The following is a 26,652-nucleotide window of genomic DNA, read 5'->3' on the forward strand; positions in this document are numbered from 1 at the left end:
AATCACGCATGGCTTGACGGTCATGCGATACACGACAACGGGGCGGGGCGCAAGGTGGGGGGAGGGGGGCGGGGAAGCTTTGCCGTCGCCGATTTCCGCGCGGAAGAGGGCAGCCCGTGGCTGACGCCGCGTCAGGTAAGCGCTTGCAGCCCCTTGCGGTCGATGACGTCCAGGAGACGCGAGGCCGCGCCCGCCGGTTTCTTGTGCCCCTGCTCCCACTGTTGCACGGTGGAAGCGCCGACGCAGAGATAGCGGGCGAACACGGCCTGGCTCAGGTTGTTGGCCGTGCGGATGCGCTTGATCTCGGCAGGTGCGAACTCGCGCCGGGGCGGCAAGCAGAGTTCCTCGATCTGGCGCAGGGTGGTCTTTTTCATGACGCCCGCCGCGTGAAGATCGCGGGCAGTTTCGAGGGCGGCTTCGAGCATTTTGCTAGACGGATCGCAGGGGTCGTACTCACCGACTATTTATTCCCCTAAGAATAGCATAGTCACAAACACCTTCTTCAAAATATTGATAATAGCTTAAGCGCAAATATTTTTGCAACATCGTCCTACTGAAGTGCGCCAAAGGAATTATACACTTGCCGCACCCATCCATCCTATACAAACGGCCATGTGCCTGAACAACCGTTGGCAGAACACCTTGACTGGCAAGATATGCCCCCTTCATATACCGCCATGTCCTCGTGCTGAACGAAAAAATGAGATCAACATTCTTAGCCTTTTCAATCTCTGTCCGCAGAAACCTCTCGCCGCACAAATCACCTCTCTTATCATCGACATCCCTTGTCGCCACCCTACACTTCACCAAATCTGTAACCAAAAAATGATTGTAAAAGTCACAATCTAAATAATTGTCGAGATTGTCGTAACTTATCAATTTATACTTTTTTAAAATTCCAAAAAACGACTCTGAAAAAGATCTATTGCTCTTCTTTAGCCACTTCGACAAATATTTTCGAGTCATGGCAACAAATTCTTCACTGGAGCCAACTTGTGCCAGATCCTTTCCTTCATCCGACACGGCCACACCTTTAGTACCACCAGGGTTCTGCATTACCATCATGAAACGCGGCCGCTCAACGTCCCTATCTTCGTAATATACCGCGAAAGAGTTTATTCCATCAACTTGCGTGCCATCTCCACAACCGGGGCAATTTGCGACACGCCCAGCAAAACCTTTCATGTTCCTGATATCGAAAGACACGACTAACCTCCCTGGCAAGCCTAACCGACACGGATACGCGACGTTTCTCACCAAAGCACAACCAAAGGAAATGACAAACAATAAAATGCCAATGTTCGACAAAAGTATAAAAGGCCGTCCCCTCACGGGGGCGGCCTTCATCATCTTATCCGTCTTTCATCTCGGCCGCTGACCGGCCGCCGCGCGCTCTTTCCTCCGCGCGCCTACTCCCCCAGCACGTAGCTGAAGATCAGCGGGGCCACGATGGCCGCGTCGGAATTGATCATGAACTTGGGCGTGTGGATGTCCAGCTTGCCCCAGGTGATCTTCTCGTTGGGCACCGCGCCGGAGTAGGAGCCGTAGCTCGTGGTGGAGTCGCTGATCTGGCAGAAGTAGGCCCAGAACGGCGTGTCTTCCAGCTCCAGGTCCTGGATGAGCATGGGCACCACGCAGATGGGGAAGTCGCCCGCGATGCCGCCGCCGATCTGGAAGAAGCCGATGGGCGTTTTCTTCTTGCCCATCTCGATGTACCACTTGGCCAGGTGCTCCATCTGCTCCGTGCCGTGGCGGATGGCCCCGTGGCTCTTCACGTTGCCGCTCATCACCTCGGAGACGAAGATGTTGCCCAGCGTGCAGTCTTCCCAGCCGGGCGTGTAGATGGTCACGCCCATTTCCTTGGCCGCCAGCACCCACGAATGCTCCGCAGGAACCTGGAACAGCTTCTCGATGCCGGGCTGGTCCAGCAGGTCGTAGATGAACTCGTAGGGGAACTTGGGCTTGCCCTCGTCGGCCGCCTTCTTCCACAGCTTGGCGATGTCGCGCTGCACCTGGCGCAGCACGCCCTCGGGGATGCAGGTGTCCGTGACGCGGTTGAAGCCCGCGTCGTAGAGCTCCTTCTCGGCCTCGGGCGAGAGGTCCCGGTAGTTGGGGACCATCTTGTATTCGTTGTGGTTGAAGAGGTTGAACAGGTCCTCCTCAAGGTTGGCCGCCGTGCAGCAGATGGTGTGCACCTTGCCCTCGCGGATCATGCGCGAAAGGATGATGCCGATCTCGCAGGTGCTCATGGCGCCGGCCATGGTCAGAAACATCTGGCCCCCGCCGTCGAGCAGGTCTTTCCAGGCTTTGGCGGCGTCCAGCGTCTCGCGGGCGTTGAAGTGCCGGAAATTGTGGTCCATGAATTGGGAAATGGTGGTCATAGCCGCTCCTGTGCCGCGCTCGGGACGCCGCGCGCGGGGCGCGCGTCCGGTGGTGCGAAATGGATTGCGTTTCTGAAAGTGGTCTGTTCGCCTGCGGAATGGGCGCTCGCGCGCCGGGCTCCTGCCGGACTCCGGCCGGTAGCGGGCGTGCATGGCGTCGCCTAAGAGCATTGCCCATACCAGACAACCAAGCGTCGCGTAAAGCCCGCCGACGCCCTTTCCTGGGCCGTTTTTCAACAGGCGGAGCGCCCGTCATTGTCCCGAAACGCGGGATGTAGTAAGAGGGTCGAAACATCCATCAGACAGAGAACACCCCGCCATGACCGACACCGAAGCTCCCTGGCTGGACCACTACGACCCCCACGTGCCCCCCAGCGTGGACTACCGCCTCGAACCCCTCACGGCCATCCTGGACCGCGCCGCCCACACCTGGCCCGACCGAACGGCCATCGCCTTCCGCAACTGGCGCTGCACCTACGCCCAACTGCGCCAGCGCGCCGGGCGCTTCGCCGCGGGGCTGCGCGGCCTGGGCGTCGCCCCCGGCGACCGCGTGGCCATCATGCTGCCCAACCTGCCCCAGACCCTCGTCAGCTACTGGGGGGCGCTCTACGCCGGGGCCACGGTGGTGTTCGTAAACCCCCTCTACATGGAGACGGAACTCACCCACATCCTGGAGGACTCCGGGGCCAAGGTCCTGGTGGTGCTGGACCTCCTGCTGGCCCGGCACTCCCGGCTGCTGCGGGGGTCGAAGCTGGAACGCATCCTGGTCACTCGGGTCAGCGGCGCGCTGGGCTTTCCGCTCAATTGGCTCTACCGCCTCAAGGCCTGGCGCGAGGGCAAGCTGCCCCCCCTGGACCTGGACGGCAGCCGCGTGCTCGCCTGGGAACCCACCCTGGCCCGCGCCCCCCTCTTCGATCCCGGCGAGGACCCCGCGCGCGACCTGGCCATGCTCCAGTACACCGGGGGCACCACGGGCCTGGCCAAGGGCGTGATGCTCACCCACCGCAACCTCTCGGTGAACATCCAGCAGGCCCGCTCCATCCTCTATTCCATCGGAGAGTCGCCCGAGGTCTTCCTGGGGCTCCTCCCTTTCTTCCACATCTACGGCCTCATGGTGAACGTGAACTTCGCCACGGACTGCGGGGCCACCATCATCCCCCTGCCCCGTTTCGACCCCCTGGACACCCTCAAGGCCATCCACAACAACAAGCCCACGGTGTTCCCCGGCACGCCCTCGGTGTACATGGCGCTCATGCAGCAGAAGGATTTGCCCCGCTACGACCTCAAATCCGTGCGTTTCTGCATCAGCGGCTCCGCGCCGCTGCCCATCGAGCTGCAACGCCGCTTCGCGGAGGTGACCGAGGCGGAGCTCGTGGAGGGCTACGGACTCACCGAGGCCTCGCCCTTCACGCACATCAACCCCCTGGTGGGCAATCGCAAGGAGGGCTCCATAGGCCTGCCCTTCCCGGACACCATGGCCCGCATCGTGGACACAGCCGACCCCGGAAAGGACGTGCCCCCCGGCGCGCCCGGCGAGCTGCTGGTGAAAGGCCCCCAGGTGATGGCGGGCTACTGGAACCGCCCCCGGGACACCGACGAAGTGCTCCGCGACGGCTGGCTGCACACCGGCGACGTGGCCGTGATGGATCAGGACGGCTACTTCTTCATCGTGGACCGCAAGAAGGACATGATCATCTCCGGCGGCTACAACATCTACCCCCGCGAGATCGAGGAAGTGCTCCACGCCCACCCCAAGATAGCCGACGTGGCCGCCGTGGGCGTGCCCCACCGCACGCGCGGCGAGGTGGTCAAGGCCTACGTGGTGCCCGTTCCAGGCTCGGGGCTCACGCGCGCCGAGGTGCTGGCCTGGTGCCGCGAGAAGCTCGCCGCCTACAAGACGCCCAAATACGTCGAATTCCTGGACGAACTACCCAAGACCTTCGTGGGCAAGGTGCTCAGGCGCGTGCTTCGCGACCGCCCCGGGGAGCAAAAGCCCGGCTAGCGCATCGCGCGTTCCTGTGGCATGGTCGCGGGCGGAGGACGCCCATGGATTACGAGACGACCGAAGACCTCTTCCACGACCCGGACGTGGGCCCCAAGCTCCTGGAGATGGTCGACGGCTCCACCTGGGCCAAGGACTTCTCCGAGGACGACGTCAAACGGCTCTGCCGCTACCTGCGCCTGACCCGGCACGAACGGGGTTCGGTGGTGTTCGCCGAGGGCGACCCCGACGACTCCATGGCCATCATCCTGGAAGGCTCCATCGAGATCACCAAAAAGGACACCTCCCCCGAGCACAAGCCCAAGTGTCTGGTGCGCATCGGCCCCGGCCGCGCCTTCGGCGAACTGGCCCTCATCGAGGGGCCGCCCCGCTCCGCCACCGCCCGCGCCCTGGACGGCGTGAGCCTCCTGGTGCTCTCCCGGGTGAACTACGAACGCCTCTGCGCCAAGGACCTGAAGCTCGCCCTCAAGGTGACCACCAACATCGCCCGGCTCATGAGCTTCCGGCTGCGCAACACCAGCGTGAAGCTTGTGGAATACTTGTAGAAGCACTCGCATCGGCAGTGCGGACGCTGGCAGCGGGCTCCCTCTCCGGGAACCGGCGCTCCCGTGCCGCCTGAAAACCGTCCGCCCATCATCAGCCCATCACGGAGACGACATATGGCATTCAAGGACCTCCAGGACTTCCTGCACGCCGTGGAACGCCAGGGCGAACTGCGCCGCATCGGCGTGGAGCTCGACAGAAACCTGGAAATCGCCGAGGTCACCGACCGCGTGAGCAAAGTCGCCGGTCCCGCCCTCCTCTTCGAGAACGTGCGCGGCAGCCGTTTCCCCGTGCTCACCAACACCCTGGGCTCCGAGCGGCGCATGAACATGTCCCTGGGCGCGGAAAGCCTGGACGAACTGGCCTCGAAAATCGAGCTGTTCATGGAGATGAAGAAGCCCGACGGCATCATCGAGAAGCTCAAGCTCCTGCCCAAGCTCGCCCAGATGGCCAACATCTTTCCCAAGACCGTCTCCAGCGGCCGCTGCCAGGACGTGGTGCTCACCGGCGACCAGGTGGACCTTTCCATCCTCCCCGTGCTCACCACCTGGCCCGGAGACGCCGGGCCCTTCATCACCCTGCCCCTGGTGATCACCAGGAATCCCGAGACCGGCACGCGCAACATGGGCATGTACCGCATGCAGGTCTACGACCGGAACACCACCGGTATGCACTGGCACAAGCACAAAGGCGGGGCCTACCACTACCATCTGGCCGAAAAGCGCGGCGAGCGCCTCCCCGTGGCCGTGGCCCTGGGGCCGGACCCGGCCGTCACCTTCGCCGCCACCGCGCCCATCCCCGACGAGATCGACGAGTTCCTCTTCGCGGGCTTCATCCGCCAGTCCCCCGTGGAGCTGGTTCGCTGCAAGACCTGCGACCTGGAAGTGCCCGCCAACGCGCAGTTCGTGCTCGAAGGCTACGTGGAGCCCCTTGAGCGCCGCCGCGAAGGCCCCTTCGGCGACCACACCGGCTACTATTCCCTGGCCGACGACTACCCCGTGTTCCACGTGACGGCCCTCACCCACCGCTCCGACGCCATCTACCCCGCCACCCTGGTGGGGCCGCCCCCCATGGAAGACACCTACATGGGCAAGGCCACCGAACGCATCTTCCTGCCGCTCATCAAGAAGCAGCTGCCCGAAGTGGTGGACATGAACCTCCCCGTGGAAGGCGTGTTCCACAACCTCTGCTTCGTCTCCATCGACAAGCGCTACCCCGGACAGACCCGCAAGGTGATGTACGCCCTCTGGGGCATGGGACAGATGATGTTCACCAAGGCCATCGTGCTGGTGGACAAGGAAGTGAACGTGCAGAACGTCTCGGAAGTGCTCTGGCGCGTGGGCAACAACGTGGACTGGCGGCGCGACATCGTGGTGGTGGACGGCCCCACCGACGCGCTGGACCACGCAGGCCCCCTGCCCCACCTGGGCGGCAAGATCGGCATCGACGCCACCCGCAAAGGCCCCGACGAGGGGCACCACCGCGAATGGCCCGACGCCCTGACCATGAGCCCCGAAGTGCGCGCCCGCGTAAGCCAGCTCTGGCCGACGCTCGGCATCGACTAAGCCCCTCCAAACAACAACGGGCCGCCCCCTCCGGAGGGGCGGCCCGTCTGCCATGAAAAGCCGCCCGAAAGCGGCAGATGCCTCGCTACTTCATTCCCTTCTTGTACACGCCGTCGATGGAGGCCTTGCCGCCGCACTGGTTGCAGGCCTTGCCGCTGTCCAGACGGGCGTTGCCCTTCTCGAAGGTCAGGGAGAACCTGCACTTGGGATCGTCGGTGCTGATGCCCACGCCGTCCTCGATGGTGATGAACCCCTCCATGCTGCACGTTGCGCCGTCCTTGGCCACCATCAGCACCTCGTAGGCGTGCTGCGCGCCCTTCACGCGGGTGAGCTTGAGCGACCCCTTGGCCGCCTCGGACTTGAACCCGTAGGTTCCGGCATAGGACGCGGGAGCCTTGGCGATGGCGGACCCCACGGAAACGGCGGCCAGCACGGCCACCAGAACCACGATCTTGAACAGGCGCATGGATGGATTCCTCCTGGATTCTATTGCATTCGATCGGTCGGGAAAGGATTTTCTAAGTCACCCCGAGCCCGAAAACGTTCCGCTCGCGTTGAGAAGGCGTGACATCATCATGACGCCCGCCGACCGGCCGCGACAACGCACGGCCTCGCGCACCGGGAACGCCCGCGTCCGCGCCTTAGCAGGAGGAATGCGGGGGCCGCGCGGCCGGTTGCGAAGAAAAGGCCAAGCTCCGCAGGGAGATCATTTACCGGGGTTGCGGGCGCGCGCGTCCGCCCGGGGTGCGGGGATCACAAAGTCGCAGCACGTTTCCAGTTCGTTGGCCAGTCGGTCGACGTTCAGCACGAGGACCTTGCAACGCCGGACCATGACGTCGTGGGGCATGGCGAAGGCCGCTTCGCGGTTGACCGGCCTGGAATACAGTTCCCTGCGCCATGCGACGTTCTCGTCGGCCATGCCCGCTATTTCGACTCTCGCGGCGCGCATGTCCGGCAACAGAAGATCATCGGGGGTGTTGTTGACGCTCATGAACGTCTCCATGGCGTCCAGCAGTTTGCCGGACCTCTCCAAAGCGTCGTTGACGGCCGTGAGTATCTGCCCGGCGTAGTCCACGGGTTTGCCCAGTTCTTCGCCGATCTTCGCGCCCGCGATGCCCCCGGCCACCGCCCCTGCCACCGCCCCGATCTTGCTGCGCGTAAGCGCGCCCCCGGCGGCCCCGCCCGCGACGCCTCCCACAACGCCGCCCACCGCCTTGAGCAGTATGCCGTTGGCCCTTTGAGGTTCAGCGCGCATGCGCGCGGCATCCTGGAGGAGGTTGATGGTCGTCTTGCCCCATTTGGTCAGCGGCCGCAGGTCGGCAATATCGTCGGCGCGGCATTCCGCGTGGACCAGCAGGAACACCGCGAGGGCGAGCAGTCTCATTGAATCCTCCGTGCCGGGCAGGAGCCGCTTCGCGCCGTGCGCCATGCCTGACGATCATGCGTGCCTTGCGGCACGGCCTTGCGTGAAGCGTTGGAATCCCACATATTCTGGAGCTTGCGGCCGCCGCGTGTCAACCGGGGAAACGCCGTGGGGGGCGGGCGCGGCGACGACCGGTCGCCAGGGTCTCGCGTAACGGCCTGCTTTCCCTGTGCCCTCCCCGCGCGGGCGGGCACAGGGAAAGCTCCACCGCCACGGCGGCAAAGAAACATCGCGAAGCAATTGCGGGGTCTGGGGGGATCATCCACCCAGCGGGTGCGGGGCGGAGCCCTGCCGGGTCCAGGGCAGCGCCCTGGCGGGGTGCGGGGCGGAGCCCTGCTATGGCTTGATGACGCGGCGACGGGTGGGGATGTCGATGCCGTACTTCTGGATCTTGTAGTTGAGGGCGCGGCGGCTCACGCCCAGCAGGGGGGCGGCGTCCTTCTGGACCCAGTTGGACTTTTCCAGGGCCTTGACGATGGCCTGCTTCTCGCTTTCATCCAGGGAGAGGGCTTCGCTCTCGCCATGGCGCGGTTTTCCGGCGGGGCTTACCTGGAGGTCGGCGGGCGTGAGCACGCCGCCTTGGCAGAGCACGATGCCTGCCTCCACGGCGTTTTTCAATTCCCGGATGTTGCCCGGCCAGGCGTAGGCCAGCATGAACTCGGCGGTTTCGCGGGGTATGGCCACGGGGGGCATGCCCTGGGCCTTGCAGAAAGACTTGGCGAAATGCTCGGCCAGGATGGGGATGTCCTCGCGGCGGTCGCGCAGGGGGGGGACCTGGATGGTTACCACGCGCAGGCGGTAGTAGAGGTCTTCCCGGAAGTCGCCCCGGGCCACGTCCTGGGCGAGGTCTGCGTTGGTCGCGGCCACCACGCGGCAGTCCACGGCGATCTCGCGGGTGTCTCCGATGCGCCGGATCTTGCGGTTTTCCAGGAAGCGCAGCAGGCGGACCTGCATCTCCTGGGAGATGTTGCCGATCTCGTCGAGGAAGAGCGTGCCCTTGTGGGCCTCTTCGATGAGCCCTTTCTTGTCCTTGACGGCGTGCGTGAAGGAGCCCTTCACGTGGCCGAAGAGTTCCGATTCCAGGAGGCTGGCCGGGGTGGATCCGCAGTCCACCACCACGAGGGGGTGTTCGCGGCGCGGCGAGAGTTCGTGGATCAGGTGAGCGATGCGCTCTTTGCCGGTGCCGGACTCGCCCAGGAGCAGGACGTTCACGTCGCGGGGGGCCACCTTTTCCACCACCTGGGCCAGGTCGCGCATGCGCTGGGAGGCGGTGCGCCACATGCCGCCGTCGCCTGCGGCGGGCGAGGCGGCCTGCCCCTGTCCGTGGCGGTCGAGCACCTGCTTGACCTTGTCGAGCAGTTCGCGGCCCTCGAAGGGCTTTGTGAGGTAGTCCACCGCGCCGCTCTTGATGGCGGTGACGGCGTCCTGGATGGAACCGAAGGCGGTGAGGAAGATGATGGGCAGGCGCGGGGCGATCTTTTCCAGGCGCGCCTGGAGCTCCAGGCCGTCGAGGCCGGGCATGCGCACGTCGGAGATGACGAGGTCCACGGGCCGGCGGGAGAGTTCGGCCAGGGCTTCGCGCCCGTCGGCGGCCAGGATGACCTCGTAGCCCGCCGAGGAGAGGCGCACGTCCAGGACTTCCTGGATGTGCGGGTCGTCGTCTGCCACGAGGATGGTCTTGCGGTCCTTGGAGGCCATTACTGGCTGCCCATTTTCTTCTTTTCCTGGATTTCGCGGTGGATGGTTTCCAGGGCCTTGATCTGCTTCTGGAGGTGCAATACCTCCTTTTCCTTTTCCTGCAAACGCCTGGCGAGGTCGGCGTCGGCCGGGGCGGGCTTGGGGGGCAGCAGGGGCCTGGCCTCGCGGTTCTCCCTGGCCGGGGCCAGGAGCCTGTCGTTCTGCAGGAAGGGCGAGAGCATGCGCGGGTCGGACTGGGCGGGGTCGCCCACGGAGGCCATTTCCCACTGCCGCCAGATGTCGCGGGCGGCCTTGAGGTCGTCCTGGTTCTGGGCGGCGGCCAGGCGGGCGCAGGCGAGGCCGAAGAGAGCGCGGGCGCGGTAGGCCTGGTCGTCCTGGCGGCGGGAGATGCTCTCGAAGAGCGCGGCGGCGGCCTTGTAGCGGGCGGACCAGAAGGCCTCCACGGCCTGGGTGTAGGCGGTGTCCACGTCCAGGGCGTCGGCCCCGGCCACGGTGATGGGCGCGGGTTCTGGCCTGGGCTCGGTGACGGGGGTCTTGGGCTGGCATGCCGCGGCCAGGAGGGCGAGCGTCAGGAGGGCGAGCCGGAGGGCGCGGCCCGGTTGGGTGTGCGAAACGTGCATGTTACTGCGTCTCCCTGGCGATGGGTATGGTGAAGAAGAAGGTGCAACCGCGCCCGGGCCTGCTGGAGAGCCAGATCTTGCCCCCATGGGCCTCCACGATGTTCTTGGCGATGGAGAGCCCCAGGCCGATGCCGTCGGCGGATTTTTTCAGCGTTTCGCCCCGGTAGTACTTGTTGAACACCAGGGGCTGCTCGGCGTCCGGGATGCCCGGCCCCTGGTCCACCACGGAGAAGAGCAGCTGGTTGCCGCCGTCGGCCAGCTGGAGGGAGGCCTCCACGGTGGAGCCGGGCGGGGAGAACTTCACGGCGTTGCCGATGAGGTTCAGCAGGGCCTGGCGCAAGTGTTCGGTGTCGGCCATCACGGAGGGCACGTCGGGCAGCGCGTGGGAGGAGATGGCGATGCCCTTGGCTTCGGCCTGGGGCGTGGCCTTGTCCACGGTGTCGTGGAGCAGGTGCACGGGGTCCACGGGCTTGAAGCTCAGGGTGATGAAGCGCGAGGACATGCTGGAGACCTGCATGAGCCGGGCGAGCAGCCGGGAAATGCGCTCCAGTTCCGAGGAGGCGATGTCCAGGAAGCGCTTCTGGCGGTCGTTGACGGAGCCCAAAACCTGTTCGCGCATGAGGTTCACGGACTCGCGGATGGAGGTGAGCGGCGTGCGGATCTCGTGGGAGAGCATGTCGATGAAGTCGGTGCGCATCTTCTCTTCCTCGGTGAGGCGCGCGGTCATCTCGTTGAAGGCCTGGGCCAGCTCGCCCAGTTCGTCGCGGGAGATCACGCGCACGCTGGTGAGCTTGCCGTCGAGGGTGAAGGCGCGGATGCCCCGGCGCAGTTCGCGCAGGGGCCGGAAGAACGAATAGGTGAGATAGGCGCTGCCGATCAGGGCCACGGCCATGGAGACGCCCAGGCCGATCATGCCCGCGCGCACGCTGCGCTCGCTCCAGGCGTAGAGGGCGCGCATGCTGGACTCGATGGAGCGTTCGTTGGCCTGCTTGGCCTCGAAGATGCGCTCGGTCCAGGTGTTGAGCTTCTCCTGGGCCAGCCAGGGCGGTTCGGAGCGCGTGACGGCGTCCAGGTCCTGCGAGGAAGGGAACGTCTGCTGGAACTGTTCCTGCAGCTCGCGCCAGACCTCGGAGCCGGGGTAGCTGAACCATTGGATGGAAGCCAGGTTGCGCCGGTATTCGCGCAGGGCGGAGAGGAAGTACTCCCGGTAGTTGTCCTGGCGCAACACTTCGTATTTTTTCTGGTTCTCCTCCATGGAAAGCAGCGAGTCCACCATGGACTGGGAGATGGAGAGCACCTCGAAGCGCACCTTCACCACATCGCGCGAGATGTTCACGATGCCTTGCTGATAGTCGAAAATGTTGGAAGTGGTGAAGTAGATGATCACCAGGATGGAGGCGAACACCAGGATCAGCTTGAAGAGGATGCCGAACCTTGGGAAGCGTGGTTTTGTGGGAAAGCGCATGGGCGTACGGTTGTGTTCGGGGATGCCGGGAGGGCGTTACGCCCAAAGCGCGGCGGGGGCAATCACTTCGCGCCGAAGAGTTCGCGCTCGAACTCGTGGGGGCGGCGCAGGTTGGCGATGGCCACCTTCTGGCCGGAGCCCAGCCCCAGGATCACCTTGCCGTAGCCAAGAAGCGAGCCCAGAAGGCCCGTGCAGGCGCGAACGGACTCCACGCCGCCCAGGTCGATGGAGGTGAGCGAACCCGAGAGCACGTCGTGCTGGATCACCCGTTTGCCGGTGATGATCACCTTGTTGCTGAAGAAGCTCATAAGTCTCGCCATGCCCAGAAGCCCCAGAATCACGGCGGCTGTGAAGCATGAGCCTTTGACGGTCCAGTTGATCACCGGGGGCAGGATGCGCTTGAAGTCCTCCGGGGGCGTGAACTGCGCGGCGGCCAGGAGGGGGTCCTTGTAGGCCAGCACCAGGGCCGCAAGCCCGAAATAGATGGCGGACTTGAGGAACACGGCCCAGTGTTTCTTGGTCTGGTAGCGGATTTCCTCGTTCTCGGACAGGACGCGTCGGGGGTCCATGCTGCACGCTCCGTTGGGGACTTTTGCACGGCGGAAACACCCTTCTAGCGCGGTTGCGCCGCCGGTGTAAAGTTTGGCCGGGGCGGGAATTTCCTTGCCGCCCCTTCCCATCCGGTCGATCGGCGCTTATGATGGAAGCAAGAATTCAGCCCAGGAGAAACCGATGCTGGACGCGCTCTTGTTCTTCGGGGTCCTCATGGCCCTGGCCGTGCTGATCAACTGGCTCTTCCCCAAGATGGAAGGCGGCGGAGGCTGAATCCCCCGCATCGGACCGGACTTCCGTGCGAAGTCCGACAAAGACGGCAACGACAAGTCCTGCAAGTAGTGCCCCGCGCGCGGCCGTGTCCGCCTTCTCCGGCAGCCCCTCGGGGCGGGCCGGGACGCGGGCCGGCCCCGTCCGCCGGAAACGTCACCGGATGAAGGCCGCCGCCCAGGCGGCCAGGGCCAGGCCGCCAGCCGCGATCCCCAGCCACGGGGAGAGCGGTCGGGCCGATTTGCCCGTGTACTTTTCCGCGCAGGCGTAGAGAAACCCCAGACCGAATCCTGCCCCGAAGCCCATGAAATGCCCGGCCAGGTCGATGCGCCGGGCTTCCTCCTCGCTGCCCACGCCGAGAAACGCCAGGATCATCACCCCCGCCGCGAAAGGCAGGGCGCGCTTCCAACTGAGGTCGCGCCCCAAGCGCACCACGCGCACCCCCGCCAGGGCCCCCAGCGCCGCGAAGACAGCCGTGCTCGATCCCAGGAAATGGTACCCCGGACGCTGCAGGGGGATCTTGGCCAGGTTGGCCAGCGCCCCCCCGGCCACGGCCAGGAACCACGCCGTGCCGAGCCCCGCCTGACGGGCCAGGAGCACCAGGAACGTCCCCCCCAGGCAGACGTTGCCCATCAGGTGTGCGATGTCCGCGTGCAGGGTGAGCGCCGTGACGGCGCGCCACCACTGCCCCTGGGCCATGAGCGCCGTATCGCCGCCGCCCCGGCCGTGCCAGTCGGCCAGGAAGGCCCCGAGGGTGGCTTCGGAGCCGGTCATGGTCAGGAAGGCCGTAACCGCCGCCAGGCTCCAGAGCACACCGGGCAGCTCCACCCAGAGCGTGGCGCGGGGCCGGAAATCAGGCAGCGCCACGGGGCGCGGGGGATTCTCGGCCAGGAAGGCGCGCAGCTCGCCCTGGGCCTCCTCCAGGCGCGAGGCGGGCACCAGGAGCCGCAGGCCGGGCCAGCCCTGGCGCACCCGGTGGGGCACCTGGCGCGCCGAGAGGGCCAGGGACCATTGCCGGGCCGTCTCCAGGTCCAGCTCCTGGAGTCCGGCCTCGGCCAGGATGTCCTGGGCGCAGTCGAGCCAGTTCTGCCGGGGAATGCCCGGTGCGTGGTTCATGGTGGGTCCGCCTTGGAAATGCCGCTTTGCCGCCAGGGGCGAATCTGGTAAGTATGCCGTGTCATCCGCCGAAACGCAAAGGGGTAGCCATGCAGAAGATCAAGCGTCGTCCGGCCCAGCCGGTCAGGAGCCCGCAGGAAGCCAGGAGGGAGCACGTCTACTCGTTCTTCCTGCTGAGCATCCTGGCGGTGTCGCTCTACTTCGCCTACCTGGTGCTCACGCCGTTTCTGCACGACATGTTCATCGCCATCATCGTGGCCACGCTGCTTCAACGGCCGCACCAGCGCATCAAGCGCGCCCTGGGCGGCAGCGACACCCTGGCGGCCCTGGGCACCACGCTGCTCTTCACTCTGTGCGTCATCCTGCCGCTGTTCCTCTTCACGGGGGCGCTGGCCGGGCAGGCGGCCAAGTCCATCGCGGCACTGCAGAACTGGCTCAAGGACGCCCACCTGGACACGTGGTTCAAGGGCGAGGCCATCGAGCCCTACGTCAACTGGATCAACACGACCCTGCCCTGGCTGGAGCTGGACCTGGGCAAGATCGACATCAAGGGCAACCTCCTGGAATTCTCCAAGAACGCCGGCCAGATCACCCTGGACCTGGGCGGCAAGCTCCTGGGCAACTTCCTGGGCGTGCTGCTCAACTTCCTGATCATGCTCTTCGTGCTCTTCTTCCTGCTGCGCGACGGCGAACGGATGCTCGTCCAGCTCAAGCACCTCTCGCCCCTGCACGACGCCCAGGAGGACCGCATCCTGGGCAAGATGCGCGACGTGGCCCGCTCCGTGGTGGTCGGAAGCTTCCTGGTAGCCCTCTGCCAGGGCGTGGTGGGCGGCGTGGGGCTGGCCCTGGCGGGCATCCCGGCCCTGTTCTGGGGTTCCATGATGGGCTTCGCCTCCCTCGTCCCGGTGGTGGGCACGCTCCTGGTGTGGGGGCCGGCCTCCGTCTACCTGGTCCTGATCGGCGAGTGGAAGTGGGCGATCTTCCTGGCGGCCTGGGGCGGCATCATCGTCTCGGCCATCGACTCGGTGGTGCGCCCGCTGCTCATGCAGGGTCAGGCCCAGATGTCCACGTTCTGGGTGTTTCTTTCCATCATCGGTGGCATCAAGTTCTTCGGGCCGCTGGGCATCCTCTACGGCCCCATGGTGCTTGCCCTGGCCATGGTGATGCTCTCCATCTACGCCGACGAATACCACGAGGTGCTGGCCGCCAAGTGCGCGCCGGTCCCGCCCGAGGGCGAAACCGCCCCGGAGCCGGACTCCGGGCGCGACGGCCGACCCTGAATCGCGAAAGAGCCGGACCTCGCGGTCCGGCTCTTCAGCTTGATGCCAAACCCCGAAGCGGGGTTTGTGAGATACGCTTACGGGCGGCAAAGCCGCCCTGCTCCAGGCTGCGCCGCGCGCAGGGCGCGTTGCGGCCCTGGCGCGCGCCGGGTCAGCGGGGCTGGCTCCACTCCTTACGCAGCTCCTCCAGGAGCGCGGCCGCCTCGGGCACCTTCTTGCGGGACATGGCCCACACTCGCAGCGCCTTGTTCACCGGGATGGGCGTGTTGGCCGGGTCCTTGTAGAAGGCGTCGAGCCCGTCCACGAAGTCGCGCAGGGAGAGCCCGAAGAAGTAGCGGCTCGTGTTGTACTCGAAGGTGGTCTGGGCCTTTTCCAGGCAGGCCTTGTCCGGCTTGTGGAGCACCACGCTCCCCGAGGTGAGGGTGGGGAAGGTGAAGTCGGCCCCGGTAGTCACGCCGTCCAGCAAGCCGGTGACGTAGGCGTACTTCCAGGCGTCGTTCTGCTCGCGCCAGGCGGCGCCGTCGCGCTCGGTCTGAGCGTGGGAGACGGCGGCGGCGGCCAGGAGCAGGAAACTCACGATGATCACGATCAGGCGCATGGCGGGTTCTCCGGTTGGGGTGGCGCGGTGGTATCAGGAGGCCCGTCCGCTGGCAACCGCCTGTTGCCCGGCGGCCGACGGTTTGCGGCAGAGCATGCGCCCCATGAACCGGGGCGGCTCCTCCTCGTAACCCTCGAAATGCTCGATGATCTCCCACCCGTCGAACCATCGGGCCAGCTCCCCGCGCCGCAGAAGGTGCTCGGGCCGACGCGGCCTGCCCAGGGTTTCCTGCCCTTCCAGGTAGGTTTCATAGGCGAACAGGCCTCCCGGGGCCAGGCAGCGCCGCAGCGCCGGAACGAGCGGCCTGTGCAGGAAGCGGAACACCAGCACCGCGCCGAAGCAGGCCTCGCCGAAGTCCGGGAGCTCCGGGGCCTCCAGGTCCATGGCCCGGAAGACCGCTCCATGCGGACAGCCCGGCTCGCGCAGGCTGGAAAGGACCTCCTCGGAGCGGTCCACCAGCAGGACCCGCGCTCCGCCCCCGGCCAGCAGAAGGCCGTTGCGGCCGTCGCCGCAGGCCACGTCCAGCGCGGGCAGGCGCGCCGTCGCCTCCAGAAGGAGCGGCAGACGGCGCAAAACGAAGGCCGAGGCCCTGTCGGCCGCCGGACGGCAGCCCCGGTCCGGCGAGGCGTTCACCGCCCGCCCCCGGGCAGGGCCTGGGGCCACAGGTAGTAGCAACCCGCCTCCAGGGGCAGGCCCATGCTGGAAAGGTCGGGCACGAGGGACCGGGGGGCGTCCGCCCCGTAATCCGCCGTGGCGGTGTTGTAGAGGGTGTCGTCGTGGACCTTCTGGCGGCGATAGGCCACAAGCCTGGCGTCCGGGGGCAGCCCGGCCAGGGTCCGGGCGCGGGCCACGGCGTCGGCGGGGTGTCCCAGACGGTCGACAAGCCCCAACTCCAGGGCGCGGCTCCCGGAATAGACCCCGGCGCGCGCCACCTCGGCGCGCGCGGCCGGAGCCAGGGAGCGCCGGGCGTCCAGGAGGGCCAGGAACCCCCGGTTGAGTTGCTCCGTGAGCTCCGCGGCCAGGCGGCGTTCCTCCTCCGTGGAGGGCCGGAAGGGCGAGCCCATGTCCTTGAGGTCTCCGGACTTGGCCACCTCGGCCTCGACGCCGATCTTGCCCATGAGCCCGGCAAGCTTGGGCGTGATGAACACCGTGCCCACGCTGCCCACCAGGGACGAGGGCAGCGCCTGGATCTCGTCCGCGCCCAGGGCCGCGTAGTAGCCCCCCGAGGCGCACACCGTAAGGGCCTGGGCCACCACCTTGGCCCCGGTGGCGGCCTTGAAAGCCTCGATCTCGCCCAGCAGGAGGTCGGAGCCCGCCACGGTGCCGCCGGGGCTGTCCACGAAGAGCACCAGGGCCTTGATCTCCCGGTCCTCCCGCGCCTTCCTGAGCACGGCGGCCGCTTCCTGGAGCGCCCCGGGCCGCGAGCCCAGAAGCCCCTGGCGCGAGCCCGCGCCGATGAAGCCCGTCACCCACAGGGCCAGCACCTTGCCCCTGCCCTTGCCCTCCAGGTCGTACTGCTTCAGCGGGTCCTGCCCGGCCTGACCCATGAGGCTGAAGCGCGGCGAGCAGCCGCACAGGGCCAGCGCGAGCGACAGGATCAGGACACGGGACAGGGCGCGGACAGGATCCTGCATGGATGGCTCCTCCGGTTCGATACGGTTCGCAAGCCACCTATTCCACAGCACGGCGCGCAACGCCAGCCCCGGGAACATCGCGACGATCCGTGGCCCGAGGCGAAAGGCTCGGGGAGGTCGGCATCGACGGCGAAGCCTGGCCCGGGCGAGCTTTCGCGCCGCGGCGGACCGGCAGGCGCTGCGCGCGGCATACAACAGGACGCCGCCAGGGGAGCGTCTGTTGCGCATGCCGCATGCACGTTGAACGATTGATGCGTTTCTCCCTTGCAATCCCAGAGCAAATGAAGCAGTGACTTATGAACAGACTGCAAAAGTCGGAGGCACGCATGAACGGCAAGGCGCGCGCGACCAGGTGGCGGGAAAAGCAGGTGGCTGGCGGCGGCAAACCCATCGGCGTCACGCTCACCGCGCCTGCGGCGCTGGCCCTGGAATCGTTGCAGTCCACGTTCCGCTGGTCCCAGCGGGAGGCCATCTCCCTGGCGCTGGAGTTCGCCGCGCACCATCAGGAACTGCTCGCCAAAGCCCCCGAAGCGTCCCCGCAGGCCGAAAGCCCCCTGGAACACGGCCCGGACTCCCGCATTGCAGACCTCGAAGCCCGCCTCTCCCAGCTGGAAGCCCTGCTGGCGGGCGTGCAACAGGCCAAGGAACAGGTCACGCCCGAGGAAGAGGCGCGCAGGAACAAGGAAGCCCTCATCGGCTTCACGGCGCGCCAGATGATGGAACACGGCGAACGCATGTCGCGCGTGCAACTCTACGCCGCCGCCAAGCAGCAGGGCGTCCCCGTGCCGGGCAGCCAGCACGAATACAACGTCTTCATCTCCTACCACATGGATGTGATCCGCGACATGATGCGCACCCTCAAGGAGCGCACCCACTGACGCGCGAGCCCGCGCTTCACCGCCGCGAAGACTTCACCGGCCCCATGGGCACGGCGTAAAGCAGGCTTGTTCCCTCGGGCAGGCCCAGCAGTTCGGCGGCCTCGCCGTCGTAGAACGCCCCCACACCGCAGGCCCCCAGGCCAAGGCTCTCGGCCGCCAGGTAGAGGCGCTGCCCCAGACGTCCCGCCGCCTGGAAGGACCAGCGCACGCCCCGCGCGCCCAGGAGGGGGTCCAGGGCGTCGAAGTCCGCGAAGAAGAGCGCCACCATGGCCGCGCGGCGCATCCAGAGCTGATCAAGACAGACGGAGGCCATGGCCGGGCGCATGTCGCCGTCGCGGCGCAGCCCCAGCGCGACGCCCTCGCGGTCCAGCATGTAGAGCCCGGGCCCTCCCCATGGCCCGCTTCCCAGCAGGACGCCCGCCTCGCAGGCGTGCTCCAGCGGGTGGCCGCCCGGCGGCAGGAGCGCACCGCAAAGCGTCGAGAGCGCCTGGGCCGCCACGGCGGGAGAGAGTTCCACTGGCATGAAGGCCCGCCGGGAACACCGGGATTCCACGGCCTCGAAAAACGTGGCCCGCCCGGCCGCACCCGCCCCGTCGGGCAGGGCGCGCCAGCGCAGGCCCGATCCCAGCCTCGTCGCCGCGCCGCCCGGCAAGGCGCGGTCTTTCCCTGATTCGGGCGAGACATGGTCATGCGTCAACGAAGCGGCCCGGTGCACCGCCGCAAGATCCTGCGCCAACCCGTCCGAGACCGCGCAGCGGCTGAAGGCCTCCACGCCCTCCGGCAGCGGCCCAGGCGCGGCGTCCGCCTCCGCCTGGCCGCCCGCCTCGAAGCGCGCCACGCACAGGCAGGCCTCTCGGGCGGGGTCCAGCCCCAGATGCGCGGCCACGGCCTCGTCGGAGAAGTCGAGCTCCATGCGCCAGGGGATGCGGTAAGCGCCCAGGCCCAGCGCCAGCCCTTCCGCCAGATGCCCGGCGTCCAGGTTCAGGTAGCGGTAGGCCCTGGCGCGGTATTTCCACGCGCTGCGGTGCATTACCGCCGTGACGAGAAACAGCGCCTCGCCCGGCAGGCGCGAACGCCCGGGCAGCCCCAGCGCCTCGGGGTCCACGCCCCCCGGGCGCAACGGCGTGAGCCCGTGGCGCGTCACGTCGTAGTGGTGGAGCCCGCTCCGGAGCCCTCCCCCGCCGGGCCACGCCAGATAGACCTCGCAGGGATAGAGCGCCCCGGCCGACGGGCAGGCGCGGTAGATGTGCTCCACCCCGCCGTGGCTGGCCGAACGCGTGAGCCCCGCCGCGTGGAAAAGCACGGCCGAGAGCACATCCAGGCCCGCTGGCGCGGCGGCGGCCCCCGACGCCCCCTGCACGGACTGCGCCACCGACACCCCGGGCAGTTCGGCCTCGCGGGGCAGTTCCACGAGGGGAAGCCCCGGATAGCTCTTGAACTGGCGCGGCTGGTCCGACCAGTCCGGCCCGCCCCCCGAAAGCAGACCCCGCATGTAGGAGACGGCCTCGTGGTAGCGCCTGGCCTGGGTCACCATACGAAGTTCTCCAGCACGCGCCAGCCGGTCCAGACCTGCGCCAGGCACAGGGCCGCCAGGAGGGTGTTGCCGGCGGCGTGCAGCAGGGCCACGCCCGCCGGGGCTTTCCCGCGTCCCCTGTCCAGCCTGCCCCCCGTGACCGCGCCCGACACGGCCAGAACCGCCGCGCATGCGCCCAGCAGGGCGTGCCATCCCGTGGCCCCGGGCCCCGACCAGACGCCCCATGTGACCCCGAGCCCCCCGGCCACCCCGAGGAGCAGCCCCGCCAGGGTGACCCGACCCAGCGACACATGGCGCTTCCACGCGAACACGCCTTGGCGTCCCAGACGTTTGGACGCGAAACGCGTCGCCCCCAGCCGCAGGACATAGAACACAAGCCCCGTCAGGCAGAGCATGATGACAGGATGCACGTGGTGCAAGGTTCCTCCGTGCGGGGCGGTTGCCAAGTCCGGCCGCGCCGGGTAAGGATGCCCCTGCCCTCCCGATGCCACCTTCCGGGAGGAGTATCCCTGAATCGTTACGTCAACTTATGATCATTGGCAACCGGCCGCTCCACGCGGCGACCACCCTCGTCCTGGACGGGCAGGACCTTCGGGGCGAGCTCCTGCACGAAGTCATCACCGTCGTGGCCCAGGCCCGGGGCGAAGAACTGGCGGACCTCCTCGGCGCGGCGCGGCGCATCCGACTGGCGCGCCTGGGCCGCGCCGTGAGCCTGTGCGCCATCGTCAACGCCAGGAGCGGGCGCTGCTCCGAGAACTGCGCCTTCTGCGCCCAGTCCTCCCATTTCGACACCGGCGCGCCCTGCCACCCTTTCCTCGATCACGAACGCATCCTCGACGCCGCCCGGACCATGCGCGCCCACGGGGCCAGGCGCTTCGGCATCGTGCTCTCCGGGCTCACCCCCTCGCGGGAGGACTTCGAGCGCCTGCGCCGGGCCGTGCGCGGCGTGGCGGACCTGGGCATGCTCCCCGACGCCTCCTGCGGCATCCTCTCTCGCGCGCGGTTCGAGGAGCTTCGGTCCGACGGGCTACACCTCTACCATCACAATCTGGAGACCGCGCGCAGCTTCTTCCCGGAAATCTGCACCACCCACGACTACGAGGACGACGTGCAGGCCGTGCGCGACGCACTGGACGCGGGCTTGGGCGTCTGCTCGGGGGGCATCTTCGGTCTGGGCGAAAGCTGGGAGCAACGCGCCGAACTGGCCCTGACCCTGCGCGAGCTGGGCGTGGACTCCGTTCCCGTGAACTTCCTCTCGCCCATCCCGGGCACGCCCATGGAGCGCAGGCCGCCCCTTGCGCCCGAGGAGGCGCTGAAGATCGTGGCGCTTCTGCGCTTCATCCTGCCCTCGGCGCATCTGCGCATCTGCGGCGGCCGCAAGACCGTGTTCGGACCGACGCGGGGCCTCGCGCCGCTGGAGGCCGGGGCCAGCGGGCTGATGATCGGCGACTACCTCACCACGTCTGGCCTGGACGCCGCCGCCGACCGCCAGGGCATCCGGGACGCCGGATGGGAGATCGAGGATGCCTGAGGAGCGCTACCGCCAGGCCCTGGCCGAGTCCCGGAACGCCGGACGGCTGCGCGCCACCCGCGCCTTCGACCCCGGCCGCCGGGAAATCCTGGACGCCTCCTCCAACGACTATCTGGGCCTCTCGCGCCACCCCGCCGTGGTGGAGCGGGCCTGCGCCTTCGCCCGCCGCTGGGGAGCGGGCTCGGCCTCCGCGCGCCTGATCCGGGGCACCCTCCCCCCCCACGACGCCCTGGAGGAGAAACTGGCCCGGCTCAAGGGCCACGAGGCCGCCCTGCTCATGGGCTCGGGCTACCAGACCAACGCCTCGGCCATCGCCGCGCTCCTGGACGAAAGGACTCTGAGCGCAGAGCCGCTGGTCTTCGCGGACAAGCTCAACCACGCCAGCATGCACGAGGGCTGCCGCCTGGCCGGGGCGCGCCAGCTGCGCTACCGACACCTGGACCTGGACCACCTGGAGGCCCTGCTCGGGAAGCACGCCCACGAGAAGCGCGCGCGCTTCATCCTGAGCGAGTCGGTCTTCTCCATGGACGGCGACCGGGCCGACGTGCACGCCCTGGCGGACCTGGCGGCGCGCCACGGGGCCTTCCTCTACCTGGACGAGGCCCACGCCACCGGGGTGTTCGGCCCCACGGGCATGGGCCTGGCCGAAGGCGTGGCCATGGAAAGCGGCCTCGTGATGGGCACCCTGGGCAAATCGCTGGGGAGCTACGGGGCCTACGTCTGCTGCTCGCGCGCGGTACGGGAATATCTGGTGAACAGGGCCTCGGGCTTCATTTTCTCCACGGCCCTGCCCCCGCCCTGCCTGGGCGCGGCCGACGCGGCCCTGGACCTCGTTCCGACCCTGGCCCCCCGGCGCGAACGCCTGCTCGCCCTGGCCGAAGCACTGCGCGGGCGTCTGAACGCGGCGGGGCTGTCCACCGAACGTTCCTCCACCCAGATCGTCCCCGTGATCCTGGGCCATGCCGCCCGCGCCCTGGCCGCCATGGAGGCCCTGCGCCGCGAGAACGTGCTGGCCGTGGCCGTGCGCCCGCCCACCGTCCCCGAGGGGTCCAGCAGGCTGCGCCTGTCGCTTACGGCCCTGCACACCCCGGACGACGTGGAGCGCCTGGCCGACGCCGTGGTCCGCGCGGCAGGGGCCTGCTCGTGAGCGCCCCCGCCCGTCTGCTCTTCCTGCACGGCTGGGGCCTGGACGCCTCGTTCTGGAAGCCCCTGCTCTCGAGGTTCCCGGGCCACCACGCGGCGGCCCTGGACCTGGGCTATTTCGGCCCCGAACGCCCGGACCCGCCTCGGGAATTCCTCGCCGCCCCCGGCCCCCTGGTGGCCGTGGGCCACTCCCTGGGCTTCGCCGCCCTGCTGCGCCGGGAGGCCCCACGCCCCGACGCCCTGGCCTGCCTGGGCGGCTTCGCCCGCTTCCCCGGCCCGCCCGGGGCCGTGCGGGCCATGCGCCGGGGTCTCGCTCGCGATCCACGCGCCGTGCTGGCGGCCTTCCACGAGGCCTGCGCCCTGCCCGCGCACTTGCGCCCGGACACCTCCCGCGCCGACTCGGCGCGCCTGGCCAAAGGCCTGGACCACCTCCTGCAATGGGACGAATCCCCCCGTCTGGAGGCCTGGTCCGGCCCGCTCCTGGCCCTGGGGGCCGAGGACGACACCATCGTGCCCCGTCAGGCCTTCCTGGAGCGCTTCCCCGGGGCGGCGCTCCTCCCGGGCGGCCACGCCTTCCCGGCTACGCGCCCGGACGAGACCTTCCGGCTCCTCCAGGCCTTCCTGGAGCGCCCGTGACCCTCTCGCGCCAGGCGCGCATCCGTCGGGCCTTCTCCCGGGCCGAGAGCTACGACCTCCACGCCAGGCCCCAGGAGGCCGCGGCGCACCGGCTGGCCGGGCTCATCCTGCAACGCGGACTTCCCCACGGCGCGAGCGTCCTGGACGCGGGCTGCGGCACGGGCTTCCTGGCCCAGCGCCTGGCCGCCCAGGCATCGGTGGGCCGCTATGTCCTGGCGGACCTCTCCCCGGTGATGCTCGGGCGCGCCGTCCGCCGCCTGGACGCGAGCCCGGGCCGACTCCGCATCGGACTCCGGCCCGGCGCGCCCCTGGCCGTGGCCATGGACATCCAGGCCCCGGCCCTCAGGCCCGGCTTCCACGTGGTGGTTTCCAGCATGGCCCTGCACTGGACCGAAAACCTGGGCCAGGCCCTGGCCGCCCTGTGGTCCCTGGTGCGCCCGGGCGGGCTGCTGGCCGTCTGCCTGCCCGGCGCGGGCACCTTCGGGCCCTGGCGCGCGGCGCATCAGGCCCTGGGGCTCCCCTGCGGCCTCCAGGACTTCCCCTCCCAGGAGGATCTGGCCGCGCTCTTTCCCGCGCCCCCGGAGATCATCGAGGAGGTCCACCCCCTGGCCCTCGCCAGCGCCCTGGACCTGCCCCGCCACCTCCGGGCCGTGGGCGGGCGTGTGCCGCGCCCCGGCCACACGCCCCTCGCGCCGGGCGCGCTGCGCGCCGTGGCCGCCCTGGCCGACGCATCCCCCGCCCCCATGGCCTACCACGCCCTCCACGCCCTGGCGTTCCGGCCGCTTACGCACTAGGATCATCTCCATGAACGGCTACTTCGTCACCGGCACCGACACCGGCGTGGGCAAGACCGTGCTCAGCGCCCTGCTCTGCCGCGCCCTGGGCGCGGACTATTTCAAACCCTTCCAGACCGGACAGGACTCCGACACTTCCGAGGCGGCCCGGCTGGCCGGGCTCGGCCCCGAACGCCTGCATCCCCCGGCCTGCGTGCTGCCCGCGCCCCTGGCCCCCAGCCAGGCCGCCGAACTGGCGGGCGTGCGCCTGGACATCCACCAGGTGCGCCTGCCCGGGACCGCGCGCCCCCTGGTGGTGGAGGGCGCGGGCGGAGCGCTCGTGCCCGTCGCGCCGGGGCAGGACATGGCCGCGCTCATGGCCCGCCTGGGCCTGCCCGTGCTGGTGGCCGCCCGCTCGGGCCTGGGCACCATCAACCACACCCTGCTCACCCTGGAGGCCCTGCGCCTGCGCGGCATCGAGGTGGCGGGCGTGGCCCTGATCGGCGAACCCGACGCCCGCAACCGCCGCGACATCGAAAAGCTGGGCCGCGTGCGCGTGGTGCTGGAACTGCCGCGCCTCGATCCTCTCACGCCCGAGGCCCTGGCTCCCTGGGCCGCGCGGCTGGAGCTTCCGGTGACGGTGCGGGCCGACGGCGCTCTGGTGCGGAGCCGAGACGACGGGGTCGTGGACGCCGCCATGCCTGCCCCTGGCCTTCCGGAGCCCGACGACCGGCAAACCCGCGCCCCGGGCCCCGACGTGCTGGAGATGGACCGCCGCCACGTCTGGCATCCCTTCACCCAGGCCGGGACGGCCCCTCCGCCGATGCAGGCCCTGCGCGGCCAGGGCGCGCGCCTTTTCACGGCCGACGGCCGCGAGCTGCTGGACATGGTTTCCTCCTGGTGGGTCACCTGCCACGGCCACGCCCACCCGGCCGTGGTCCGGGCCGTGGCCGGCCAGGCCGCGCGCCTGGAGCAGGCGCTCTTCGCCGACTTCACCCACGAGCCCGCCGCCCGTCTGGCCCTGGCCCTGGCCGAGGCCCTGCCCGGAGGGCTCACGCGAGTCTTCTTCTCCGACAACGGCTCCACCGCGGTGGAGGCCGCCCTGAAGATGGCGCACCAGTACTGGCGCAACGAGGGCCGACCGGAGCGCCGCCGCTTCGCCGCGCTCCAGGGCGGCTACCACGGCGACACCGTGGGGGCCATGTCCGCCGGGTATTCCAGCGGATTCTACGCCGGGTTCGAGCCCCTGCTCTTCCCCGTGGACCATCTGCCCTTCCCCGCCACCTGGGCGGGCGACCCGGACGCGGACGAAAAGGAATCACAGGCCCTGGCCGTGGCCGAGAACTACTTCGCCGTGCACGCGGGCAACGTGGCGGGCGTGATCCTGGAGCCCCTGGTGCAGGGCGCTTCGGGCATGCGCATGGCCCGGCCCGGATTCGTCAAAGCCTTCTCGGAAATGGCCCGCCGGGCCGGAGCGCTGGTGGTCTACGACGAGGTGATGACCGGCTTCGGACGCACCGGGACCCTCTTCGCCTGCGAGCAGGTCGGTTTCGCCCCGGACATCGTCTGCCTGGCCAAAGGGCTCACGGCCGGGTTCCTGCCCATGGCCGTCACCGTGACCACCGAGGCCGTCTATCAGGGGTTTTCGGGCCAGACTTTCGACCGGGCCTTCGCCCACGGCCACTCCTTCACCGCCAACCCCCTTGGCTGCGCGGCGGCCCTGGCCGGGCTCGATCTCTTCCGGGAGGAGGGAACGCTTGCGCGCATCAAGGCCCTGGAGGCCGTCCACGCGCAGCGCCTTCTGGCGCTGGCGGGACGCCCCGGGCTCGCGCGGCCCCGCTGGCGCGGGGCCATCGGCGCGGTGGACGTGACGGGTTCGGGCGTAGGCTACGAGGCCGCCGTGGGCAGGCGCGTCAAGGCCTTCTTCCTGGAGCGGGGATTCTACGTGCGCCCGCTGGGCGACGTGTTCTACTTGATGCCTCCGGCGTGCCTCGCGCCCGCCGAACTGCACCGGGCCTACGACACCCTGGAGGATGCCCTCAAGACCCTGGACTAGACCCCGGCGTCGTCCCTGGCCTGGACCACCGCGCCCCACTGGGCCAGCAGGCCCACGGCCAGGATCGCCGCGTCGCGCAGCAGGGTCTCGCCGGTCACGGCCTGACCCGCGCCGCCGAAGCAGCCGCAGGTCACGTCCAGGCCCCGGAGCATGGCCTGGCCCAGGCCCAGCATGAAGGCCGCCATGAGCAGGTTGAGGATGCCCGCCGCCGCGCGGGCCATGCAGCCTGTCCAAAGGGCCAGGCCGCACACCACTTCCAGCGCGGGCAGGAACAGGGCCACCGGATAGACCAGCTGGCCCGGCAGCATGCGGTAGTTGAAGATCACGTCTGCGAACGTGGCCGGGTCGGCCATCTTCTCGGCCCCGGCGTAGACGAACACCGCGCCGAACGCGAGCCTGGCAAGAAAGTAAAGCGCGCGCATCATTTCGCCTCCACCGGGCCGCCCGCGGCGCGCCAGCCATCAAGCCCCTCGGGCATCACCGCGATATCCGCGAAGCCCAGTTCCTTGAGACCCTGGGCCAGGTCCCTGCTCTTGGGGCAGGCCAGGTCGCCGCAGTAGACCAGCAGCGGACGCCCCTTCTCCACCCCGGGCAGCACCGAGTCCATCCCCGTGAGCAGCGCCTCGGCCGACACGCTCACCGCGCCGGGGATGTGCCCGGCCTCGTACTCGGCGGGCTCGCGCGCGTCCACGAAGAGCCGCGCCCCCGCCACCAGCATGGCCCGGGCCTCGGCCGGGGCCACCGTGAGGAAACCCTTGCGCTGGGTCTGCGCCGCCTTCTCCGCCCGGAAATCGGACCACCACGGGAGCTTCACGGGCCGCGCTTCGTTGACAACCCACGCCGCCATGATGGATACCGCCACAAGAACAACAACCCCCGGCCACCAGGGGAGGCTCGTACGTGCTTGCATGTCCTGCCTCGCTTCGGCTTGCCGCCGACTCACTGCCTAGAGGA

General features: G+C 68.5%; 27 protein-coding genes. 10 read left to right on the forward strand and 17 right to left on the reverse strand.

Translation table 11 applies throughout. The features are described 5' to 3' along the window. Positions 1-131 precede the first annotated feature (131 nt). The 3 genes from NNJEOMEG_RS01475 to NNJEOMEG_RS01485 all read right to left on the reverse strand — a co-directional run bounded on the left by NNJEOMEG_RS01475 (position 132) and on the right by NNJEOMEG_RS01485 (position 2,381). Positions 132-374, reverse strand: coding sequence for a helix-turn-helix domain-containing protein (locus tag NNJEOMEG_RS01475; RefSeq protein WP_235956788.1), 243 nt, complete (start codon positions 372-374; stop codon positions 132-134). Between the two features lie 79 nt (positions 375-453). Further along, a complete protein-coding gene (locus NNJEOMEG_RS01480; RefSeq protein ID WP_173080581.1) occupies positions 454-1,206 on the reverse strand; it encodes a uracil-DNA glycosylase family protein in 753 nt (250 codons plus the stop codon). Between the two features lie 203 nt (positions 1,207-1,409). Further along, positions 1,410-2,381 (reverse strand): deoxyhypusine synthase family protein, encoded by a 972-nt coding sequence (locus NNJEOMEG_RS01485; RefSeq protein ID WP_173080583.1) that lies wholly within the window; start codon positions 2,379-2,381, stop codon positions 1,410-1,412. Between the two features lie 319 nt (positions 2,382-2,700). On the opposite strand from NNJEOMEG_RS01485, the gene NNJEOMEG_RS01490 reads away from it, so the two are divergent. The 3 genes from NNJEOMEG_RS01490 to NNJEOMEG_RS01500 all read left to right on the forward strand — a co-directional run bounded on the left by NNJEOMEG_RS01490 (position 2,701) and on the right by NNJEOMEG_RS01500 (position 6,491). Next, positions 2,701-4,383, forward strand: a complete 1,683-nt coding sequence (locus tag NNJEOMEG_RS01490; RefSeq protein ID WP_173080585.1) for a long-chain-fatty-acid--CoA ligase — start codon at positions 2,701-2,703, stop codon at positions 4,381-4,383. A gap of 44 nt (positions 4,384-4,427) precedes the next feature. Then, entirely contained in the window at positions 4,428-4,928 is a 501-nt protein-coding gene (locus tag NNJEOMEG_RS01495; RefSeq protein ID WP_173080588.1) for a cyclic nucleotide-binding domain-containing protein, read from the forward strand. 114 nt (positions 4,929-5,042) lie between these two features. Further along, complete coding sequence (locus tag NNJEOMEG_RS01500) at positions 5,043-6,491, forward strand: menaquinone biosynthesis decarboxylase (protein WP_173080590.1); 1,449 nt, start codon at positions 5,043-5,045, stop codon at positions 6,489-6,491. An 85-nt stretch (positions 6,492-6,576) separates the two neighbouring features. Here the strand turns inward: NNJEOMEG_RS01500 and NNJEOMEG_RS01505 are convergent, their stop codons facing one another. The 7 genes from NNJEOMEG_RS01505 to NNJEOMEG_RS01535 form a co-directional block, all read right to left on the reverse strand. After that, a complete protein-coding gene (locus tag NNJEOMEG_RS01505; RefSeq protein ID WP_173080592.1) occupies positions 6,577-6,957 on the reverse strand; it encodes a hypothetical protein in 381 nt (126 codons plus the stop codon). A 240-nt stretch (positions 6,958-7,197) separates the two neighbouring features. Then, positions 7,198-7,875, reverse strand: coding sequence for a hypothetical protein (locus NNJEOMEG_RS01510; RefSeq protein WP_173080594.1), 678 nt, complete (start codon positions 7,873-7,875; stop codon positions 7,198-7,200). Positions 7,876-8,250: 375 nt separating this feature from the next. Then, positions 8,251-9,612 (reverse strand): sigma-54-dependent transcriptional regulator, encoded by a 1,362-nt coding sequence (locus NNJEOMEG_RS01515; RefSeq protein WP_173080597.1) that lies wholly within the window; start codon positions 9,610-9,612, stop codon positions 8,251-8,253. Then, a complete protein-coding gene (locus NNJEOMEG_RS01520; protein WP_173080598.1) occupies positions 9,612-10,232 on the reverse strand; it encodes a hypothetical protein in 621 nt (206 codons plus the stop codon). Before NNJEOMEG_RS01520 ends, NNJEOMEG_RS01515 begins: the two co-directional genes overlap by 1 nt. Before the next feature lies 1 nt (position 10,233). Then, a complete protein-coding gene (locus tag NNJEOMEG_RS01525; RefSeq protein ID WP_173080600.1) occupies positions 10,234-11,697 on the reverse strand; it encodes a HAMP domain-containing sensor histidine kinase in 1,464 nt (487 codons plus the stop codon). A gap of 62 nt (positions 11,698-11,759) precedes the next feature. Next, positions 11,760-12,266 (reverse strand): PH domain-containing protein, encoded by a 507-nt coding sequence (locus tag NNJEOMEG_RS01530; protein ID WP_173080601.1) that lies wholly within the window; start codon positions 12,264-12,266, stop codon positions 11,760-11,762. A gap of 409 nt (positions 12,267-12,675) precedes the next feature. Then, positions 12,676-13,635 carry a rhomboid family intramembrane serine protease gene (locus NNJEOMEG_RS01535; RefSeq protein ID WP_173080602.1) on the reverse strand — a complete coding sequence of 320 codons (960 nt, stop codon included), beginning with the start codon at positions 13,633-13,635 and terminating at the stop codon, positions 12,676-12,678. Positions 13,636-13,724: 89 nt separating this feature from the next. On the opposite strand from NNJEOMEG_RS01535, the gene NNJEOMEG_RS01540 reads away from it, so the two are divergent. Further along, positions 13,725-14,915 carry an AI-2E family transporter gene (locus tag NNJEOMEG_RS01540; RefSeq protein ID WP_173080603.1) on the forward strand — a complete coding sequence of 397 codons (1,191 nt, stop codon included), beginning with the start codon at positions 13,725-13,727 and terminating at the stop codon, positions 14,913-14,915. 151 nt (positions 14,916-15,066) lie between these two features. Here NNJEOMEG_RS01540 and NNJEOMEG_RS01545 read toward each other — a convergent pair whose 3' ends face one another. Genes NNJEOMEG_RS01545 through NNJEOMEG_RS01555 form a run of 3 tightly spaced genes read right to left on the reverse strand, consistent with a single transcriptional unit; the run spans position 15,067 to position 17,147 of the window. After that, positions 15,067-15,513, reverse strand: a complete 447-nt coding sequence (locus tag NNJEOMEG_RS01545; protein WP_173080604.1) for a hypothetical protein — start codon at positions 15,511-15,513, stop codon at positions 15,067-15,069. Positions 15,514-15,546: 33 nt separating this feature from the next. Further along, positions 15,547-16,146 carry a class I SAM-dependent methyltransferase gene (locus NNJEOMEG_RS01550; RefSeq protein WP_173080605.1) on the reverse strand — a complete coding sequence of 200 codons (600 nt, stop codon included), beginning with the start codon at positions 16,144-16,146 and terminating at the stop codon, positions 15,547-15,549. Beyond that, positions 16,143-17,147, reverse strand: coding sequence for a S49 family peptidase (locus tag NNJEOMEG_RS01555; protein WP_173080606.1), 1,005 nt, complete (start codon positions 17,145-17,147; stop codon positions 16,143-16,145). The genes NNJEOMEG_RS01550 and NNJEOMEG_RS01555 overlap by 4 nt, the downstream gene beginning before the upstream one ends. Before the next feature lie 326 nt (positions 17,148-17,473). Between NNJEOMEG_RS01555 and NNJEOMEG_RS01560 the strand changes: the two genes are divergently transcribed. After that, entirely contained in the window at positions 17,474-18,025 is a 552-nt protein-coding gene (locus tag NNJEOMEG_RS01560; RefSeq protein WP_173080607.1) for a hypothetical protein, read from the forward strand. 16 nt (positions 18,026-18,041) lie between these two features. Here NNJEOMEG_RS01560 and NNJEOMEG_RS01565 read toward each other — a convergent pair whose 3' ends face one another. Both NNJEOMEG_RS01565 and NNJEOMEG_RS01570 read right to left on the reverse strand, forming a co-directional pair. Beyond that, complete coding sequence (locus NNJEOMEG_RS01565) at positions 18,042-19,559, reverse strand: nitroreductase family protein (protein WP_173080609.1); 1,518 nt, start codon at positions 19,557-19,559, stop codon at positions 18,042-18,044. After that, positions 19,553-19,969, reverse strand: a complete 417-nt coding sequence (locus NNJEOMEG_RS01570; RefSeq protein ID WP_173080611.1) for a DUF4079 family protein — start codon at positions 19,967-19,969, stop codon at positions 19,553-19,555. Before NNJEOMEG_RS01570 ends, NNJEOMEG_RS01565 begins: the two co-directional genes overlap by 7 nt. Before the next feature lie 119 nt (positions 19,970-20,088). Here NNJEOMEG_RS01570 and bioB point away from each other — a divergent pair, with 119 nt between their 5' ends. From bioB to bioA, 5 genes are read left to right on the forward strand one after another with little or no spacing between them, the layout of a single operon-like run. After that, positions 20,089-21,090, forward strand: coding sequence for a biotin synthase BioB (bioB, locus tag NNJEOMEG_RS01575; protein WP_173080613.1), 1,002 nt, complete (start codon positions 20,089-20,091; stop codon positions 21,088-21,090). Beyond that, the gene (locus NNJEOMEG_RS01580; RefSeq protein WP_173080615.1) at positions 21,083-22,237 is read left to right on the forward strand and encodes an aminotransferase class I/II-fold pyridoxal phosphate-dependent enzyme; all 1,155 of its coding nucleotides are present in this window, start codon (positions 21,083-21,085) and stop codon (positions 22,235-22,237) included. The genes bioB and NNJEOMEG_RS01580 overlap by 8 nt, the downstream gene beginning before the upstream one ends. Beyond that, complete coding sequence (locus tag NNJEOMEG_RS01585; RefSeq protein WP_173080617.1) at positions 22,234-22,869, forward strand: alpha/beta fold hydrolase; 636 nt, start codon at positions 22,234-22,236, stop codon at positions 22,867-22,869. Before NNJEOMEG_RS01580 ends, NNJEOMEG_RS01585 begins: the two co-directional genes overlap by 4 nt. Beyond that, entirely contained in the window at positions 22,866-23,663 is a 798-nt protein-coding gene (locus NNJEOMEG_RS20395; protein WP_173080619.1) for a methyltransferase, read from the forward strand. Before NNJEOMEG_RS01585 ends, NNJEOMEG_RS20395 begins: the two co-directional genes overlap by 4 nt. A 10-nt stretch (positions 23,664-23,673) precedes the next feature. Continuing rightward, positions 23,674-25,698: an adenosylmethionine--8-amino-7-oxononanoate transaminase gene (gene bioA / locus NNJEOMEG_RS01595; RefSeq protein WP_173080621.1), complete on the forward strand. Its 2,025-nt coding sequence runs from the start codon at positions 23,674-23,676 to the stop codon at positions 25,696-25,698. Here bioA and NNJEOMEG_RS01600 read toward each other — a convergent pair. Both NNJEOMEG_RS01600 and NNJEOMEG_RS01605 read right to left on the reverse strand, forming a co-directional pair. Next, positions 25,695-26,123 carry a MauE/DoxX family redox-associated membrane protein gene (locus NNJEOMEG_RS01600; RefSeq protein ID WP_173080623.1) on the reverse strand — a complete coding sequence of 143 codons (429 nt, stop codon included), beginning with the start codon at positions 26,121-26,123 and terminating at the stop codon, positions 25,695-25,697. The genes bioA and NNJEOMEG_RS01600 overlap by 4 nt on opposite strands. Further along, positions 26,120-26,608 (reverse strand): rhodanese-like domain-containing protein, encoded by a 489-nt coding sequence (locus tag NNJEOMEG_RS01605; protein WP_173080625.1) that lies wholly within the window; start codon positions 26,606-26,608, stop codon positions 26,120-26,122. The genes NNJEOMEG_RS01600 and NNJEOMEG_RS01605 overlap by 4 nt, the downstream gene beginning before the upstream one ends. Positions 26,609-26,652 lie beyond the last annotated feature (44 nt).

The organism is Fundidesulfovibrio magnetotacticus (assembly GCF_013019105.1).
Lineage (GTDB): Bacteria > Desulfobacterota > Desulfovibrionia > Desulfovibrionales > Desulfovibrionaceae > Fundidesulfovibrio > Fundidesulfovibrio magnetotacticus.

Bases quoted from the DNA above. Each gene is read 5' to 3' on its own strand.
- NNJEOMEG_RS01485 (WP_173080583.1), bottom strand. From the start codon at position 2,381: ATGACCACCATTTCCCAATTCATGGACCACAATTTCCGGCACTTCAAC.
- NNJEOMEG_RS01565 (WP_173080609.1), bottom strand. From the start codon at position 19,559: ATGGTGACCCAGGCCAGGCGCTACCACGAGGCCGTCTCCTACATGCGG.
- NNJEOMEG_RS01560 (WP_173080607.1), top strand. From the start codon at position 17,474: ATGAACGGCAAGGCGCGCGCGACCAGGTGGCGGGAAAAGCAGGTGGCT.
- NNJEOMEG_RS01580 (WP_173080615.1), top strand. From the start codon at position 21,083: ATGCCTGAGGAGCGCTACCGCCAGGCCCTGGCCGAGTCCCGGAACGCC.
- NNJEOMEG_RS01520 (WP_173080598.1), bottom strand. From the start codon at position 10,232: ATGCACGTTTCGCACACCCAACCGGGCCGCGCCCTCCGGCTCGCCCTC.
- NNJEOMEG_RS01490 (WP_173080585.1), top strand. From the start codon at position 2,701: ATGACCGACACCGAAGCTCCCTGGCTGGACCACTACGACCCCCACGTG.
- NNJEOMEG_RS01510 (WP_173080594.1), bottom strand. From the start codon at position 7,875: ATGAGACTGCTCGCCCTCGCGGTGTTCCTGCTGGTCCACGCGGAATGC.
- NNJEOMEG_RS01500 (WP_173080590.1), top strand. From the start codon at position 5,043: ATGGCATTCAAGGACCTCCAGGACTTCCTGCACGCCGTGGAACGCCAG.
- NNJEOMEG_RS01600 (WP_173080623.1), bottom strand. From the start codon at position 26,123: ATGATGCGCGCGCTTTACTTTCTTGCCAGGCTCGCGTTCGGCGCGGTG.
- NNJEOMEG_RS01530 (WP_173080601.1), bottom strand. From the start codon at position 12,266: ATGGACCCCCGACGCGTCCTGTCCGAGAACGAGGAAATCCGCTACCAG.
- bioB (WP_173080613.1), top strand. From the start codon at position 20,089: ATGATCATTGGCAACCGGCCGCTCCACGCGGCGACCACCCTCGTCCTG.
- NNJEOMEG_RS01495 (WP_173080588.1), top strand. From the start codon at position 4,428: ATGGATTACGAGACGACCGAAGACCTCTTCCACGACCCGGACGTGGGC.
- NNJEOMEG_RS01605 (WP_173080625.1), bottom strand. From the start codon at position 26,608: ATGCAAGCACGTACGAGCCTCCCCTGGTGGCCGGGGGTTGTTGTTCTT.
- NNJEOMEG_RS01505 (WP_173080592.1), bottom strand. From the start codon at position 6,957: ATGCGCCTGTTCAAGATCGTGGTTCTGGTGGCCGTGCTGGCCGCCGTT.
- NNJEOMEG_RS01515 (WP_173080597.1), bottom strand. From the start codon at position 9,612: ATGGCCTCCAAGGACCGCAAGACCATCCTCGTGGCAGACGACGACCCG.
- NNJEOMEG_RS01545 (WP_173080604.1), bottom strand. From the start codon at position 15,513: ATGCGCCTGATCGTGATCATCGTGAGTTTCCTGCTCCTGGCCGCCGCC.
- NNJEOMEG_RS01475 (WP_235956788.1), bottom strand. From the start codon at position 374: ATGAAAAAGACCACCCTGCGCCAGATCGAGGAACTCTGCTTGCCGCCC.
- NNJEOMEG_RS01535 (WP_173080602.1), bottom strand. From the start codon at position 13,635: ATGAACCACGCACCGGGCATTCCCCGGCAGAACTGGCTCGACTGCGCC.
- NNJEOMEG_RS01525 (WP_173080600.1), bottom strand. From the start codon at position 11,697: ATGCGCTTTCCCACAAAACCACGCTTCCCAAGGTTCGGCATCCTCTTC.
- NNJEOMEG_RS01540 (WP_173080603.1), top strand. From the start codon at position 13,725: ATGCAGAAGATCAAGCGTCGTCCGGCCCAGCCGGTCAGGAGCCCGCAG.
- bioA (WP_173080621.1), top strand. From the start codon at position 23,674: ATGAACGGCTACTTCGTCACCGGCACCGACACCGGCGTGGGCAAGACC.
- NNJEOMEG_RS01555 (WP_173080606.1), bottom strand. From the start codon at position 17,147: ATGCAGGATCCTGTCCGCGCCCTGTCCCGTGTCCTGATCCTGTCGCTC.